This is a genomic window from Inquilinus limosus, from assembly GCF_002195995.1.
GTDB lineage: Bacteria > Pseudomonadota > Alphaproteobacteria > DSM-16000 > Inquilinaceae > Inquilinus > Inquilinus limosus_C.
The window spans coordinates 1-16,288 of sequence record NZ_NHON01000117.1 but is presented as its reverse complement, the minus strand read 5'-3'; the positions used below and the strand labels follow the sequence as shown (position 1 = coordinate 16,288).

General features: G+C 70.4%; 14 protein-coding genes. 1 reads left to right on the top strand and 13 read right to left on the bottom strand.

Features of this window, described 5'->3' with window-relative positions; translation table 11 throughout:
• Positions 1-182 precede the first annotated feature (182 nt).
• The 7 genes from BWR60_RS32275 to BWR60_RS32245 form a co-directional block, all read right to left on the bottom strand.
• Positions 183-1,454, bottom strand: coding sequence for a 3-deoxy-D-manno-octulosonic acid transferase (locus tag BWR60_RS32275; protein WP_088156783.1), 1,272 nt, complete (start codon positions 1,452-1,454; stop codon positions 183-185).
• A gap of 13 nt (positions 1,455-1,467) precedes the next feature.
• Entirely contained in the window at positions 1,468-2,460 is a 993-nt protein-coding gene (locus BWR60_RS32270) for a glycosyltransferase family 4 protein (RefSeq protein ID WP_088156781.1), read from the bottom strand.
• A gap of 55 nt (positions 2,461-2,515) precedes the next feature.
• Positions 2,516-3,319, bottom strand: a complete 804-nt coding sequence (locus BWR60_RS32265) for a UDP-2,3-diacylglucosamine diphosphatase (RefSeq protein ID WP_088156779.1) — start codon at positions 3,317-3,319, stop codon at positions 2,516-2,518.
• 529 nt (positions 3,320-3,848) lie between these two features.
• A complete protein-coding gene (locus BWR60_RS32260; RefSeq protein WP_088156777.1) occupies positions 3,849-5,357 on the bottom strand; it encodes a calcium-binding protein in 1,509 nt (502 codons plus the stop codon).
• A gap of 289 nt (positions 5,358-5,646) precedes the next feature.
• Complete coding sequence (locus BWR60_RS38790) at positions 5,647-7,125, bottom strand: calcium-binding protein (RefSeq protein ID WP_088156775.1); 1,479 nt, start codon at positions 7,123-7,125, stop codon at positions 5,647-5,649.
• A 319-nt stretch (positions 7,126-7,444) separates the two neighbouring features.
• A complete protein-coding gene (locus BWR60_RS32250) occupies positions 7,445-8,944 on the bottom strand; it encodes a calcium-binding protein (RefSeq protein WP_088156773.1) in 1,500 nt (499 codons plus the stop codon).
• A 179-nt stretch (positions 8,945-9,123) separates the two neighbouring features.
• The gene (locus tag BWR60_RS32245) at positions 9,124-10,470 is read right to left on the bottom strand and encodes a TldD/PmbA family protein (protein WP_088156787.1); all 1,347 of its coding nucleotides are present in this window, start codon (positions 10,468-10,470) and stop codon (positions 9,124-9,126) included.
• A 169-nt stretch (positions 10,471-10,639) separates the two neighbouring features.
• On the opposite strand from BWR60_RS32245, the gene mepA reads away from it, so the two are divergent.
• Positions 10,640-11,509 carry a penicillin-insensitive murein endopeptidase gene (mepA, locus tag BWR60_RS32240; RefSeq protein ID WP_088156771.1) on the top strand — a complete coding sequence of 290 codons (870 nt, stop codon included), beginning with the start codon at positions 10,640-10,642 and terminating at the stop codon, positions 11,507-11,509.
• Between the two features lie 16 nt (positions 11,510-11,525).
• On the opposite strand, the gene BWR60_RS32235 is transcribed toward mepA, so the two are convergent.
• The 6 genes from BWR60_RS32235 to BWR60_RS32205 all read right to left on the bottom strand — a co-directional run.
• Positions 11,526-12,098 (bottom strand): DUF1993 domain-containing protein, encoded by a 573-nt coding sequence (locus tag BWR60_RS32235; protein ID WP_088156769.1) that lies wholly within the window; start codon positions 12,096-12,098, stop codon positions 11,526-11,528.
• Between the two features lie 36 nt (positions 12,099-12,134).
• Positions 12,135-12,308 (bottom strand): hypothetical protein, encoded by a 174-nt coding sequence (locus BWR60_RS32230; RefSeq protein WP_179222044.1) that lies wholly within the window; start codon positions 12,306-12,308, stop codon positions 12,135-12,137.
• Positions 12,266-13,090, bottom strand: a complete 825-nt coding sequence (locus tag BWR60_RS37385; RefSeq protein ID WP_179222043.1) for a hypothetical protein — start codon at positions 13,088-13,090, stop codon at positions 12,266-12,268. Before BWR60_RS37385 ends, BWR60_RS32230 begins: the two co-directional genes overlap by 43 nt.
• A 7-nt stretch (positions 13,091-13,097) precedes the next feature.
• On the bottom strand, positions 13,098-14,807 hold the full coding sequence (locus BWR60_RS32215) for an Hsp70 family protein (RefSeq protein WP_088156761.1): 1,710 nt from the start codon (positions 14,805-14,807) through the stop codon (positions 13,098-13,100).
• Between the two features lie 51 nt (positions 14,808-14,858).
• Positions 14,859-15,452 carry a HutD/Ves family protein gene (locus tag BWR60_RS32210; protein ID WP_088156759.1) on the bottom strand — a complete coding sequence of 198 codons (594 nt, stop codon included), beginning with the start codon at positions 15,450-15,452 and terminating at the stop codon, positions 14,859-14,861.
• A 118-nt stretch (positions 15,453-15,570) separates the two neighbouring features.
• On the bottom strand, positions 15,571-16,288 hold a 718-nt coding region (locus BWR60_RS32205; protein ID WP_429913053.1), incomplete at its 5' end, for a 2OG-Fe(II) oxygenase.

Here is a 16,288-nt window from a genome sequence, read left to right as displayed (position 1 = left end):
GGGGGGTTTCCCGGTTTGATCCGGCCGAGGTCGCCAGCGAACCAGCCAAGTGGTGGGGCCGGTTCCCCCCGCATTCGCGCGCGGACGCGCGCAGACCCCTCCCCTATCCCCCTCCCGCAAGGGGAGGGGGGACTCACAAAAGCTGAGCCGGAGAGAAGCGTCGGACGGGAGTGGTGTTGACCTCATGCCAAAATCGGCGTGATCAGCGGCTCCAGCGTCGCCATCACGGTCGAGACCACGCCGCGGTTGCGCTGGGCCACGGCACCGGCGGCGCGGGCCATGCGGCGGCGCTCCACCGGGTCGTCCAGCAGGCGGCCGACCGCGGCGGTCAGGGCCGCGGCGTCGGCCACCGGCATCGCCGCGCGGGCCTGGCCCAGCTGGGCGGTGATGTCAGGGAAGTTGGTCATGTGCGGCCCATAGACCAGCGCCGCGCCCAGCTGCGCTGCCTCGATCGGGTTGTGACCGCCGAACGGCACCAGCGAGCCGCCGACGAAGGCGATCGGGCAGACCCGCAGCCAGATTCCCATCTCGCCGATCGTGTCGGCCACCAGGATGTCGGTGTCGGCGGCCGGCCGCCGGGTCTGGCTGCGGCGCAGGGCACGCAGCCCTGCCGCCTTGGCCAGGGCGGCGATCTCCTCGCCCCGGTCGGGGTGGCGCGGCGCCAGCACGGTCAGCAGGCCGGGGCGCTTGGCCGCCAGGGCCTTGTGCGCCTGGATGATCTGCTCCTCCTCGCCGGCATGGGTGCTGGCGGCCAGCCAGACCGGCCGGCGGCCGATCGCGGCGCGCATCGCCGCCAGCTCCTCCAGCTCGGCATCCGGCGGGTCGGAGGAGAATTTCAGGTTGCCGACCTGGCCGACGCCGCGGGCGCCGAGGGCGCGGAAGTTGCGGGCCGACCGCTCGTCCCAGGGCAGGATCACCCGGAAGATGCCGAGCAGCTTGCGGATCAGCCGCGGCAGGCGGCGCCAGCGCTTGAACGACCGCTCCGACATCCGGGCGTTGACCAGGGCGATGGGCAGGCCGCGCTTCTCCATCTCGGTCAGCATGTTGGGCCAGATCTCGGATTCGACCCAGATCGCCAGGTCCGGCTTCCAATGGTCGAGGAAGCGGCGGACGAAGGCCATGCGGTCGAGCGGTGCGAACTGGTGCATCGCCCGGTCGGGCAGCCTTTCGCCGATCAGCCGGGCGGAGGTGACGGTGCCGGTGGTGACCAGGATGGTCAGGCGCGGGTCGCGCTCCAGCAGGCGGCGCACCAGCACCTGTACCGACAGCACCTCGCCGACGCTGGCGGCATGGACCCAGATCAGCGGCCCGGCCGGGCGCGGGATGCTGGCATGGCCCAGCCGCTCGCCGCGGCGGGCGGGATCCTCGCGGCCCGCCGCGGTGCGGCGGGCCAGCAGCAGGGGCACGAAGGGGCCGGCGGCATCGGTCAGCCCGCGATACAGCGCATAGATCATCCGGTCGGAAGGGTCATCGGAAGGGATGCAGATGAGTCAGAAACTGATCTGTACATGCCTCCCAGGAATAGCGCAGCGCAAAACTGCGGCAATCCTCCGACGGAACCTTCAGCGCCTCGCGGATGGCCAGGCCCAGATCCTCGTCCAGCCGGCCGACCGGCGCGTCGCCGATGACGTCGGCCGGCCCCTGCACCGGATAGGCCGCGACCGGCACGCCGCAGGCCAGCGCCTCCAGCATCACCAGGCCGAAGGTGTCGGTGCGTGACGGGAAGACGAAGACGTCGGCATCGGCATAGGCGTCGACCAGCGCCTGCCCCTGCTTGGCGCCGGTGAAGGTGACGTCCGGATATCGGGCCTGGAAGGCGGGCAGGGACGGGCCGCCGCCGACCACCACCTTCTCGCCGTCCAGCTTCAGCGACAGGAAGGCGTCGAGGTTCTTCTCCACCGCCACCCGGCCGACATAGAGGTGCCGGGGCCGCTCCCTCTCGCCGCGCTGCGCCGGGCGGAAGCGGTCGGTGTCGACGCCGCGGCTCCAGCGCGCCAGGCGGCGGAAGCCGCGGCTGTTCAGGTTCCGCTCCAGCGTGTCGGTCGCCACCATCACGGCGCTGGCGGCGCGGTGGAAATGCCGCAGCAGCGCGTAGGTCGAGGCCAGCGGCATGCCGGTGCGCAGCTGGACATATTCCGGGAACTGGGTGTGGAACGAGGTGGTGAAGGACAGCCGCCGGCGGATGCAGTAGCGCCGTGCCGCCCAGCCCAGCGGGCCCTCGGTCGAGATGTGGATGGCGTCGGGGTCGAACTCGTCGATCAGCCGGGCCATGCGCCGGCTCTGACCGATCGCCAGGCGGATCTCGGGATAGGTCGGGCAGGGGATCGAGGCGAAGCGGTCGGGGCCGACGACATCGACTGTGTGGCCGCGGCGGCGCAGCTCGTCACGGGTCGATTCGATGGTGCGCACCACCCCGTTGACCTGGGGCAGCCAGGCGTCGCTCACGATCAGGATGCGCATCAGCCGACTGTAGATCCCGTCGCTGCCATGTCCAGGGAGACTATACCCGATCGGATCAAGCGGCGCGCTGCGGCTTCAGCGCGGGCTCCGGCGTCGCCACCGCGTCGCGGGCCGCGACGATGTCCGCCCAGTGCAGGATCTCCAGGCGGCCGTCGTCATGCTCCACCAGCGCGGTGCAGCTCTCCACCCAGTCGCCGTCATTCACATAGGTCATGCCCTGCATGTCCTTCAGCTCGGCGGTGTGGATGTGGCCGCAGATCACCCCGTCCACGCCGCGCCGCCTGGCCTCTTCGACCAGCGCGAGCTCGAACCGGCCGACGAACTCGACCGCCCGCTTGGCCCGCTGCTTCATATACGCCGAGAGCGACCAGTAGGAGAAGCCGAGACGGCGGCGGACGATGTTGAGCGCGGTGTTGGTGTGCAGCAGCAGCTCATAGGCCTTGTCGCCGATATGGGCCAGCCACTTGGCGTAGCGCACCACCACGTCGAACTGGTCGCCATGGATGACCAGGAAGCGGCGGCCGTCCGCGGTCTCGTGGATGCAGTCGTCGGCGACGTCGACATCGCCGAAGTTCTGGCCCACGAACTGGCGCGCGGCCTCGTCATGGTTGCCCGGGATGTACAGCACGCGGGTGCCCTTGCGGGCCTTGCGCAGCAGCTTCTGGATCACGTCGTTGTGCTGCTGCGGCCAGTACCAGCTCTTCTTCAGCCGCCAGCCATCGACGATGTCGCCGACCAGGTACAGCGTGTCGGAGTCGGTGTGCTTCAGGAAGTCGAGAAGAAGATTGGCGTTGCAGGCCCGGGTGCCGAGATGGACGTCCGAGATCCAGATGGTGCGATAGCGCGTCACCTGATCCATGGGCATCGGTCCTTCGGCGGTCATATACCGTCCATATAACCGAGACGCCTTCGGCAAACAACATGTTGATGTCGTCTACGATCTCGCAGATGCAAAAATTAATAAAACGGTCATGAGTGCTTTCGGCCGCCCGATCTGTCGCGATCTGTTCGCCGACTGTTGCAGGGCTTTGTGAATCTTTTCTGAAACGGTTGGATTGGGTTCGAAAGAAGAAGAGCCCGCCCTCCCCTGGTTGCGGACAAGGGAGGGCGGGCAGCCGCGGGCGCGCTGAAGCGCGAAATCCGCCGCGGCCATCTGACATCGCGGCCATGGCGGCCGTCCCGAAATCAAGGCGGCTCAAGATCGGGCAAAATCCAAGGCAGTTCGAGAGGGTTCCAGCGTCCCAGGAAAGAACGCAACGAAGCGGCAGGACAGTAGGAACAAAATTTCCGCCGGACGGGCGTGCCGGCGGACGCCGCAAAACGGTTCGTCCGTGCCGCAAGGCTCCGCCCTATCCCGCGGGCGGGGGAAGGGCGGAGCGGCAGCCGTGCTACAGCACGAAATCCGCCGCGGTCAGGGCGTGGTTGGAATAGACAGTAATGATGGCATCCGGTTGCTTGTCGCCGGTGGTCTCGAGATAGACGCCGTAGCGGCCGCCGCCGAAATCCAGCGCCCGGATCTGGCCGGCGGCGGTGAAGGCGCCGGTGCCGAAGGTGAAGGCGGCGTCGCCCGGCCCCGCCCCGTTGGCGTCGATCGCCGACAGGTCGATCTTGTCGCCGGTGGTGAAGTCGGTGATCGTGTCCCGGCCCGAGGCCGCGACCGTGCTGTCGCCGATCGCGACGTAGCGGAAGGTGTCGTTGCCGGCGCCGCCCTTCAGCACATCGGCACCGCCGCCCCCGGTCAGCACATCGTCCCCCGCAAGGCCCCACAGGGTGTTGGCGTTGACGTCGCCGGTGATGGTGTCATTGAAGCCCGAGCCCATCACCTGCTCGATCCCGGTCAGCGTGTCGCCCTGGGCGTCGCCGCCGGTGCCGGGGCCGCCGCCGATGACCACGGTCACGGCAGCTGCCGAACTGGCATAGACGGCGGTGTCGATGCCGGCGCCGCCGGTCAGCTGGTCGGCGCCGGCGCCGCCATCGAGGATGTCGTTGCCGTCGCCGCCGTCGAGCGTGTCGTCGCCGGCGCCGCCGGTGATGCTGTCATTGTCGGCGCCGCCGAAGGCGCCGTCATTGCCGGCGCCGCCATCGATCGAATCATTGCCGGCATCGCCGCCGAGGGTGTCGGCCCCGTCGCCGCCGACCAGCCGGTCGGTGCCGTCGCGGCCATTCAGGATGTCATCGCCGGCCTCGCCCGACAGCGAATCGTCGCCGGCGCGGCCGTCGATGAGATCGGCACCGCCCTCGCCGCCGATGATGTTGCGGCCGGCATCGCCGGACAGGGTGTCGCCGAAGCTGGAGCCGTAGAGGTTCTCGATGCTGATCAGCGTGTCGCCCGTGGCGTCGCCGCTGAACACCAGGGGCGTCTGCAGGTCGACGAAGACCTCCTGGCTCGACCCCTGGTAGTTGGCGAAGTCCGAGCCGGTGCCACCGTTGAGGGTGTCGCCGCCGGCACCGCCGCGCAGGGTATCGTTGCCGTCGCCGCCATTGATGATATCGGCCCCGTCGAAGCCCATCAGCACATCGGCCTGGGACGATCCGGTGATGCTGTCGTTGCCGGAGAAGATGGTGGCCAGCATCGCCATCTCGCCGCCGGGGCTGAGCAGGCCGGCGGCGATGTCCGTCAGGGCCGTGCTCATGCCGGTGATCGAGAAGACCGGCGTGACCGCCGGCTTGCTGTAGGTCAGGCTGGTGACCGTGCCGGCGAAGGTGCTCGGGAAGATGAAGGACATCCCGGTCCCGGTGATCGACAGCAGCCCGGTGTCGTTGAAGGAGACGAAGCCGGTGACCGGCGTGATGACCGGAAAGCCGGCGATGCCCGCATTCGCGATCTGCGAAAGGGTGCCGAACTGAATCCCGGCGCCGTTGAGTCCCGTGCCGTTGAGGACGGAGAAAACCGCCATGGAAATGCCTCCCCCTGAAAATGCGGCCGATCCCTTGATCTTGCGGCCCTCTGGCCATTCGGGATCGGAACTGCCTCAAGATTGAGCAAAATCCGAAACGGTTCGAGCGCGTTCCTGCGCGGGACCAAAGAACGCAAGGAATCGGTCGGGCTGGCGGAACGACGTTTCCGTCGGCCGGTCAGATCATGCTGATTCCGGGGCGCGTGGCGGCCCAGGGAGCCCTGATCCTCTCGAAAGATCCCGCCCTCCCCCTGGTTGCGGTCGGAGGAGGGCGGGTGCGGGGCCCGTGCTACAGCACGAAGTCCGCCGCGGTCAGGGCGTGGTCGGAATAGACGTTGATGATCGATTCCGGCGTCTGGTCACCGGTGGTCTCGATATAGACGCCGTAGCGGTTGTTGGCGAAGGCCAGCACCCGGATCTCGCCGGCGCCGGTGAAGGCGCCGGTGTCGAAGGTGAAGGCGGTGTCGCCGTTGCCCTCGTTGCCGTCGGCGTCGATCGCCGACAGGTCGATCTTGTCGCCCGTGCTGAAGTCGATGACCGTGTCCTTGCCGGCCAGCGCGACCGTGCTGTCGGCCAGGCTGACATAGGCGAAGGTGTCATTGCCGGCCCCGCCCTTCAGGACATCGGCTCCGACGCCGCCGGTCAGCGTGTCATTCCCGGCCAGGCCCCACAGCGTGTTGGCGTTGGCGTCGCCGGTGATGCTGTCGTCGAAGGCCGAGCCCATCACCTGCTCGATCCCGGACATCGTGTCGCCCTCGGCGTCGCCGCCGGTGGAGGTGCCGCCCATGACCACGGTCACGGCGCCGGGCGAGCTGGCATAGCTCACCGTGTCGATGCCGTCGCCGCCGGTCAGCGTGTCGGCGCCGGCGGCACCTTCCAGGATGTCATTGCCGACCCCGCCGTCGAGCACATCGTCGCCAGCACCGCCATACAGTGTGTCATTACCGTCACCGCCGGAGATCTGGTCGTTGTCGGCCCCGGCGTCGACCGAATCGTTGCCGGCGTCGCCATTCAGGGTGTCGGCTCCGGCCCCGCCGGTCAGCCGGTCGGCGCCGCCACCGCCATTGACGGTGTCGTCTCCGGCCTCGCCGGACAGATGATCGTTGCCACCATTGCCGTTGAGCGTGTCGTTGCCGTTCTCGCCGCCGATGATGTTGGCGTTGTCATCGCCGGACAGCGTGTCGGCATTGCTGGAGCCGTACAGGTTCTCGATGTTGGTCAGCGTGTCGTTCTGGGCGTCGCCGCCCGAGGCGGTGTGGTTCAGCAGGTCGACATTCACCTCGGCCGACGAGCCCTGGTAGTTGGCGAAGTCCGAGCCGTTGCCGCCGTCGATGGTGTCGGCGCCGGCGCCGCCCCGGATGGTGTCGTTGCCGTCATAGCCCTTCAGGGTGTCGGCCTGGGTCGAGCCGAAGATCCGGTCGTCGCCCGAGAAGATGGCGCCGAGGACCGTGTTCTCGTCGCCACCCGTGACCAGCCCGGCCAGGGTAGCCAGCGCCATGCTCATGCCGGTGATCGAGAAGACGTCGATGCCTGACTTCGCATACGTCATGCTGTCGACAGTGCCGCTGAGGTTGAACGGCGGAGTGAAGGCCAAGCCGGTGCCGGTGACGCTCAGCTTGCCGCCGCCGACGAGATTGACGAAGCCGCTGGTCCCGCTCATCGACGGATTGCCCGCGATGCCGCCGGCGGCGATGGTCGACCCGATCGATCCGAACTGGACGCCGTTGCCGTTGATGCCGGTGCCGTTGAGCACGGTGAAAACAGCCATGGAAATACCTCCCCAATATGCCCCCGATCGTTCCAAACTGCGGGCCGTTATGGCCGTTTCTGATCGGGATTATCTAAATATTGAGCCGAATTCGGAGCGGTTCGAGAGCGTTCCCGCTGTCCGATAAAGAACGCAAGGGAGGTGTCAAATGAGAATAACTAGCTTTCACGAAAATTTTCTGAAAATTGCGTATTTATTTTGAAACGGCGGGGTTCCGGATTTTTTATGTTCCGGACCTGAAACGAAATTGACGGGCGGCAGGGGCGAGCGCGGCTCGCCACCATCAGTCGCTATGCGGGGAGGGTGCTCCGGCCGGGCGTCAGAGCACGAAGTCCGCCGCCGTGAGCGCATGGTCGGAATAGACATTGATGATCGATTCCGGCTGCTGGTCGCCGGTGGTCTCGATGTAGACGCCGTAGCGGCCATTGGCGAAGGCCACGACCCGGATCTGGCCGGCCCCGGTGAAGGCGCCGGTGCCGAAGGTGAAGGCGGCGTCGCCGTTGAGGGCGTTGCCATCGGCATCGATCAGGGCCAGGTCGATCCTGTCGCCGGTGGTGAAGTCCACGATCGTGTCCTTGCCGGCGGCTGCGACCGTGCTGTCGACCAGGGTGGCGTAGCGGAAGGTGTCGTTGCCGGCGCCTCCCTTGAGGACATCGGCTCCGCCGAGCCCGACCAGGAGATCGTCGCCGGCCAGGCCCCACAGCGTGTTGGCGTTGGCGTCGCCGCCGATGGTGTCGGCGAAGGCCGAGCCCATCAGCTGCTCGATGCCGGACATCGAGTCAGCGGCGGCGTCGCCACCGCTGCCGGGGCCGCCGATGCTCACGGTCACGGCGGAGCCCGAGCCGGCATAGCTCACGGTGTCGATGCCGTTGCCGCCGAACATGGCGTCGGCGCCGGCCGCGCCCTCAAACATGTCGTTGCCCTCGCCGCCGTCGAGCAGGTCGTTGCCGTCGCCGCCATAGAGGGTGTCGTTGCCGTCGCCGCCGAAGACGAAGTCCTGGTCCGCTCCGGCGTCGATCGAATCGCTGCCGGCATCGCCGCCCAGGGTGTCGACCCCGGCGCCGCCGGTGATCCGGTCGTTGCCGTCGCCGCCATTGACGGTGTCGGTGCTGCCCTCGCCGGACAGGCTGTCGTCGCCGCCATTGCCTGTGATGGTATCGTCGCCGAGCTCGCCGCCGATGATGTTGCGGCCGGCGTCGCCGGTCAGGGTGTCGGCATTGCTGGAGCCGTAGAGGTTCTCGATGTTGGTCAGCACATCGCCCTGGGCGTCGCCGCCGGTGTTGACGCCGGTCAGCAGGTTCACCGTCACCCCGGCCAGGGAGCCTTGGTAATTGGCGAAATCCGACCCCGTGCCGCCATCTAGATTGTCAGGCCCACCGCCGCCCCGCAGCGTGTCATTGCCATCGAAGCCCATCAGCACGTCATGCAGGCCCGAACCGCTGATGCTGTCATTGCCGGCGAACATCGTGCCCAGCACCGTCAGCTCCGATCCGCCGCCGAGCAGGATGCCGCCGATCGTGGCCAGCGGCACGTTGAGCCCGGTGATGGAGAAGGCCGTCAGCAGCAGCTTGCTGTACGAGATGTCGGTGACGGTGCCGCTGAAGGTGGATGGAAAAGTGAAGCCCAGCCCGGTGCCGGCGATGGTGAGATTGCCGCCGTCGAGGAACAGGACGGTGCCGGAGATCGGGGTGATGATCGGCAGGCCGAGGATTCCGGAGGCCGTGATGGTGGAGAAGATCGAGCCGAACTGGATGCCGTCGCCGATGAAGTCGTTGTTGGTGTCGATGCCGGTGCCGTTGGGAACGCTGAAAACTGCCACAGAAATCCTCCCCCTATTGATCCCGATCCGGGTGCGGCCCGGACGGCTGTCTTATGCGTCAGCGGATATCGGCGCGGGACCGCGATCCCACGGAAGATTCTAAAATTCTACCGAATATTATGATATGCAAGCCGGCTGGGCGAGGGGAGGGAATTCCTGCCGGCCGACGCCGGGCGGTGCTACCGCCCGGCCACCGTCATGCCGTCGATCCGCACCGTTGGCGCGTCCATGCCGTAGCGCAGCACCAGGTCGTCGGCCGGCACCAGCGCCCGGTACATGTCCTTCAGGTTGCCGGCGATGGTGACCTCGTTGACCGGATAGGCCAGCCGCCCGCGCTCGATCCAGACGCCGTGGGCGCCGCGGCTGTAGTCGCCGGTGACGCCGTTGACCGACGATCCCATCAGCCCGGTGACGTAGAAGCCGTCCTGGATGTCGGCCAGCAGCTCCTGCGGCGACGCGCTGCCGGGCGCCAGGTACAGGTTGGCGGGGGAGGCGCCGGGCGGGCCGCTGGTGCCGCGCACGGCATGGCCGGTCGGGGCCAGCGCCAGCTGCCGGGCCGAGCGCAGGTCGAGCAGCCAGGTGGTCAGGCGGCCATCCTCGATCAAAGCGCGGCGGCGGCTGGCCACACCCTCGCTGTCGCAGGGGCGCGAGCGCAGGCCGCGGCGGATATGCGGGTCGTCGATCACCTCGATGCCCGGGGCGAACACCGCCTCGCCCATCTTCTCCTTCAGGAAGCTGGTACCGCGGGCGATGGCGGCGCCGTTGATGGCGCCGACCAGATGGCCCAGCAGGCTGCGCGACACGCGCGGGTCGAACACCACCGGCACCCGCGCGGTCGCCGCCTTGCGGGCGCCCAGCCGGGCCACGGCGCGGGCGCCGGCGCTGCGGCCGACCCCGTCCGCCGATTGCAGGTCGTCGGCATGGACCGCGCTGGTGTGGTCGTAGTCGGTCTCCATCGCCGTGCCCTCGCCGGCGATGGCGGAGACCGAGATGCTGCTGCCGGTCGACCCGGTGACGCGGGCGAAGCCGTTGCTGGCCACCATCGCCGCCATGCTGCGGCCGAAGCCGGCGCTGGCGCCCTCCGAATTGGTCACGCCCGCCACCGCTAGCGCCGCCTCTTCGGCCGCCCGGGCGCGGTCGGACAGGGTCTCGGTTGACGGCTCGATCGGGTCGACCAGGTCGAGCTCCGGCAACTGGGTCGCCAGCTCGGACGGGTCGGCGATGCCGCAATAGGGATCCTCCGGCACCACCTTGGCCATGGCCACGGCGCGCTCCACCGCCTCGTCCAGCGCCGCCGGGCGGCGGTCGGAGGAGGAGACGATCGCCATGCGCTTGCCGATGAAGACGCGCAGGCCCAGGTCGCCGCCCTCGGACCGCTCGACATGCTCGAGCTTGCCGAGGCGGTAGCTGATCGAGATCGAGGTGCTGTCGAACAGCACCGCGTCGGCGGCATCGGCGCCGGCCCTCTTGGCCTTGTCGATCAGGCCGGACAGGAGGTCCAGGGTCGCGTCATGGGAATCGGGCATCGTGCGGTCCGTCGGTTCCGGGGCCATCCCGGTCATGTAGCGACGCCGCCCCCGTCGCGGCAAGGTGCAAGGGCAAGCGGCCGCAGCGGACAGGCGCTGCCGGGGCTTCAACTCCGCCGCTAGGACGCGCATCCTGGCGGGGCGAGTCGGCGGAAGCGGAGGGATCGGGGTGATCGCGAAACGGATCGGGGCGGCGCTGGCTGCCGCCTGGATGCTGGCCCCCCTGTTGCTGGCGGCGCCGGCCGGCGCGGTGGAGGAGGATCCGGCCTGGAGCCGGGTGCGGCTGGGCACGCAGGGCGCGCCGCAGGTGATCGGCAGCTACTCCAACGGCTGCATCGCCGGCGCGGTGCAACTGCCGCCGGAAGGCCCCGGCTACCAGATCATCCGGCTCAGCCGGAACCGCAACTGGGGCCACCCGAACCTGGTGGCGACGCTGGCGGATCTGGGCCGCCGGGCCCAGGCCGCCGGGCTGCCGCCGATCCTGATCGCGGATATGGGCCAGCCGCGCGGCGGCCCGATCACCGACCATGCGGCGCATGAGAACGGGCTGGACGCCGACATCTGGCTGCGCCTCGACCTGCCGATGCTGGCACGCGACCAGCGCGAGACGCTGAAGCCGGAATACATCACCGGGCCCTGGACCGATTACATCCCGCGCGGCGCCCTGTCGCCGCAGCAGGCGCAGCTGATCCGCCTGGCGGCGACCGAGCCGCGGGTCGAGCGAATCTTCATCCACCCGGCGATCAAGCGGGAGCTGTGCGCAATGAACTGGGACGACCGGTCCTGGCTGCATGTCGTGCGGCCCTGGACCGGCCACAACGAGCATCTGCACATCCGCATCGGCTGCCCCTCCGGCAGCCCGCTGTGCCGCGAGCAGGACCCGGCGCCGGCCGGCGACGGCTGCGGCGCCGACCTGATGTCCTGGTTCCCGATGCGCGCGCCGGTGCCGAAGAAGGGCGGCAGGCCCTATGTCCCGCCGCCGATGCCGGCCGCCTGTATGGCGGTGCTGAACGCACCGGCGGTGACGGCGGGACAATAGGGGTCGGCCGCCGGCGCTACGGCAGGCTCAGATAGACCGCCGGTCCTTCGAAATCCTGCTTGCCCAGCGCGACGCCGGCGTGGCGCAGGATGGCGTAGGCCATGGCGATGTGGAACTGCAGGTTCGGCAGCGCGTAGTGCAGCAGGAAGGGCAGCCCGGCGAAGCGGCGGGTGCGGCCGCCCAGGGTGACGTCGATCACCCGTGCCTCCGACCCGTCGACCTGTTCCGGCCGCAGGGTCCCGAGGGTGGCGAGGGCGGCGTCGAGCCGGGCGGTGAGCGCCGCGAAGCTCACGGGAGCGGGCGGGAAGCGGTGCTGGATGCCGCGGTTGAACACGGCGACATCCTCCGCCTCCGGGTCGGGCGGGGGCAGGCCGGCCAGGCGGATCGCGGCGCCGCGGGCGCCGTCGGCGGCGATCTGCACCTGCCGGTGCAGCGGGAACATGTCGGGCGCCAGCCGGGCCTCCAGCAGGACCGCCGGGTCGATCCCCGCGGCCGAGGCGTGGGCCTCGGCCTTCGCCAGGATGCCGCGGCAATTGGCGAGCGCCCGGGCGAAGACCGGCACCGAGGTCTGGTACATCGAGATCGTCATCCGTCCCTCCCCTCCATGGCCGGCTGCCGCCGGCCGCTAGGAGCGCATGCTGCGGAGGTGCTGCCAGGCCAGGATGGCGCCGAACACCACGCCCCAGACCAGGACGAGCCTGGGATTCTGGAGCAGCGCCCCCAGCCCGCACAGCAGCAGCAGGACCCGGCCCGGCGTCAGGCGGAACCGGGCTCCCGCGACGCGGCGGCACCAGGCCACCCGCTGCGGGTCGAACCGCCCGCCCACCCAGGGGGCGTGCAGGTCGTGGACGGCCAGCAGCTCGCGCAGCGGGCGAGCCCGGTCGACCAGCCGGGCGGTCCAGCGGGGCGACCGGCCCAGCAGCAGGCGGGCCGCGTGGCGCAGGCGCCGGCGGCGCCATTCCCGCAGCAGGGGCCGGTCGGCGAAGTCGCTGAGCCGGCGGTGCCACGCCTCGGCATCGATGCGGCGAACAGCTGGTCGCGGGCCCGCCGCGCCGGCCAGGAGGCCGCCCCGCTGGCCTGGTCCCAGCCGATCCGCTGGGCCAGCCGCAGCAGGGCCTCGACGGGGACCGCAGGGTCTCCGATCGCCCGCATCAGCACGGTTTCGGCCGCGGCCTCGCCATAGCCGAGCGGCAGGGCGCCGCCCTGCAGCGCCTGGTCCAGCGCCGCGACCGCCGCGACCGTCTCGCCCCGGTTGAACCGCTCGGCGATGCCGGCCAGGATCCGGTCGGGCTCCGGGGCCGACGGCCCGGGGGCGGATTCCGGCGTCGTGGGCACATCGGCGGCCGGAACGGGCGGCGGCGGTGCCGGGGCGGCGACGGTCTCGACGGGCGGATCCGGGGCGCGCGCATGCGGCCCCGCCGGACGCCCGGCCTGCCGCAGCGCCGCCTCATAGGCCTGGCGCAGGCGCTGGAACCGCTCCGGCTCGGCATCCGGGTCGAAGGATTTCAGGCGCGCCGCATAGGCCCGGCGGATCAGGCGGGGATCCTGCGTCGGCGCGATGTCGAGCTCGGTCCAGACCATGGCGGCGCTACAGGAACACGCCGCGATCGACGGAATCGAACAGCTCGGTCAGCTGCTGCCGCGCCTGGGCGATCTCCCTCGGGTCCTGGCGGTCGAGCACGGCGGAGAAGGCGGCGAGCCACATCCCGATGGTCTCGCGCTCCGCCCCCAGCCGCTCCTGGAACAGGCGGTCGCCGCGCGCCAGCACGGCGGTGTTCTCCGCCATGTCGCGCGGATGGATCTTGATCGCCTGGAAGGCCCGAAGCTTCGCCTCGATCTCCTCCCGCGACAGCCGGCCGGCCTGGCCCTCGATCACCAGCCGCTCCTCCCGGCCGGTGCTGACCGCCGTCGCCTGCACCTCCAGCAGCCCGCTGGAATCGTAGCTGAAGCGGATGTCGAGCTGCTCCTGCCCGGCCGGCGCCGGCGGCACCGTCACCGTCAGCTCGCCGAGCGCGATGTTGTCGGCCACCAGCCGCGCCTCGCCCTGGAAGACCCGAACGCGAAGGCGCCTCTGGTTGTCGGTCAGGGTCTGGACGCGCTTCACCCGGCTGACCGGCACGACGGTGTTGCGCTCGATGATCGGCAGGTAGTGCCCCTCGACATGCTGGTCCTGGACGCTGACCGCGATGTCGACGCCCAGGGTGAACGGGGTCACGTCGGTCATGACGACCTCGTCCAGCGCCGCGTCCTTCATCTTCAGCCCGGCCTGCACCGCGGCGCCGCGGGCCACGACCTCGTCCGGGTTCAGCCGCTGCAGCGGCAGGCGGCGGAACAGCAGCGACACCAGCCGCCGGATCATCGGCATGCGGGTGGCGCCGCCGACCAGCACCACCTGGCTCAGCGCCTCGGGCCGCAGCCGCGCATCCCGCAGCGCCCGCTCGATCGGCCCGCGCAGCCGGGCCAGCAGCGGCTCCGCCGCCGTCTCGAAGGCGTGGCGCGACAGCGGCCAGCGGATCGTGCGGTCCTCGAAGGGGAGTTCCAGCACCGCCTCCTCGGCCTCGCTCAGCCGCCGCTTGGCGACCTCCGCCTGGCGGCGCAGCAGGGCATGGGCCGGATGCGCCGCGGACGGCGCCGGGAAGCCGGCGGAGGCTGCCCGGTCCGCATGGAAGGCGGCGACGATGGCGTCGACGAAATCCTCGCCGCCGAGGAAGGCGTCGCCGGCGGCGGCGCGCACCTCCATCACCCCGTCGAAGAACTCCAGGATCGAGACGTCGAAGGTGCCGCCGCCCAGGTCGAAGACCAGGATGGTGCCTTCGCCGGTCCGAGCCTCCTGCAGGCCATAGGCCAGGGCGGCGGCGGTCGGCTCGCTCAGCAGGCGCACCACCTCCAGCCCGGCCAGCTCGCCCGCCAGCTGGGTGGCCCGGCGCTGCGCCTCGTTGAAATAGGCCGGGACCGTGATCACCGCCTGGCCGACCGGCTCGCCCAGGAAGGCTTCGGCATCGGCCTTGAGCGACCGCAGCACCAGGGCCGACAGCTCCTCCGGCCGGAAGCTGCGCCGGCCCAGCGACACCGCCTGGTCGGTGCCCATGCGGCGCTTGAAGGCGGCGGTGGTCAGCGCCGGGTGGCTGACCAGCCGCTCGCGCGCCGCCAGCCCGACCAGCAGCCGGCCGTCATCGGCCAGGCCGACCGCCGATGGCGTCAGCACATGGCCCAGCGCGTTCGGGATCAGCACCGCCTCGCCGTCGCGCCAGACGCTGGCCAGGCTGTTGGTGGTGCCCAGGTCGATGCCGACGATCATGATGCGGGGTGGTTCGGGTCTCGATGAAATCCGGCACAGCTTGGCCGGCGGTCACCGCGGCCGCAGGGCCACGGCATAGACCAGGCTGTCGGCCTCGGCGCCGCGCAGATGCGGGGCGCGGTCGTCCTCGTCGGTGATCACCGCGGTCTCGCCCTCGGTCACCGCCAGGTGCCGGCCGATATCGACCACGGCAGTGCCGCGCAGGACGTAGAACAGCCAGACCGGCGCCGGCTCCAGCATCGCGTCGGCGTCGTCCAGCGCCGCCACCCGGTGGTCGATCTGCAGCGACCGGTCGGCGATCACGTTCAGGTCGCGCACCGGGCCGGCCACCAGCCTGCAACTGGTCGTGGCCTCGCCGTCGAAATCGAAGGGCTCGTGCGGCCGGTCGATGCGGACCGTGCGCGGCAGGTCGCCCGGATCCGCGATGGTGAGGTCCATGCCGCGGCCGGACAGCAGCATGATGGTGCGGCCGCAGGCCGGGAAGGGGGAGAACGGGCCGTCCACCTCGACCTCGGCGAGGCTCAGCCGCCAGCGGAAGCCGGACGGGGTGCCGGCCGGCTCGACCGCGATCTCGGCCGTCCGGCCCCCGCCATTGCGCCAGGGCATCAGGCGGTGCTGGGCGGGCGAGATGATGCGGGTGGGCATGGGCGGCGCAACCTCGGGCAACGGGGCCCGAACGATAGCACAGGACGGCCCGGGTCCACCGGCTTTCGAGCCGGCCAGGACGTCAGGGGCTGGCCCGGAACAAGTTCCGGGCCAGCCTTCAGCGCGCGTCGTGGAAGATGATACCCAGCGTGTGCCGGCGGCCGCCGCGCAGCCGGCTGACGCCGTGGCGCAGATTGACCCGGTAGTCGCCGCGCGTCCCCGCCACCGGGCGGTGGTGCACGGCGAAGGCGACGCCGTCGCCCTGGCGCAACGGCACCACCTCAGGCCGCGACTGCATGCGCGGTCGCTGCTCGGTCAGCACGAACTCGCCGCCGGTGAAGTCGCGGCCGGGCTCGGACAGCAGGATCGCCACCTGCAGCGGGAAGGCCAGGTCGCCGTACAGGTCCTGGTGCAGGCAGTTGAAGTCGCCCGGCTCGTATTGCAGCAGCAGCGGCGTCGGCCGGGTCTGGCCGGCGGCGTGGCAGGCCTCCAGGAAGGCCTCGTGCCGCTCCGGATAGCGGGTGGCGATGCCCATGCGCGCGTTCCAGTCATTGGCGACCGGCGCCAGGCGGGGGTAGAGCGCGGCGCGCAGCCCGGCGATCGGGGCGGGCAGGGGATAGGCGAAATACCTGTACTCGCCGCGGCCGAAGCCGTGCCGGGCCATCACCACCCGGCTGCGGAACGGCTTGTCCTCCGGATAGAGCGCAGCGACGGTGCGGCATTCCTCCGGCGACAGCAGGGCGGGCAGCACCGCGGCGCCGTGCTGGTCCAGCTCCGCCGCGGCGGCGTCCCAGTCGAGGGCGGCGACGCGGTCGATCGGCAGGGGGGCGGTGGGC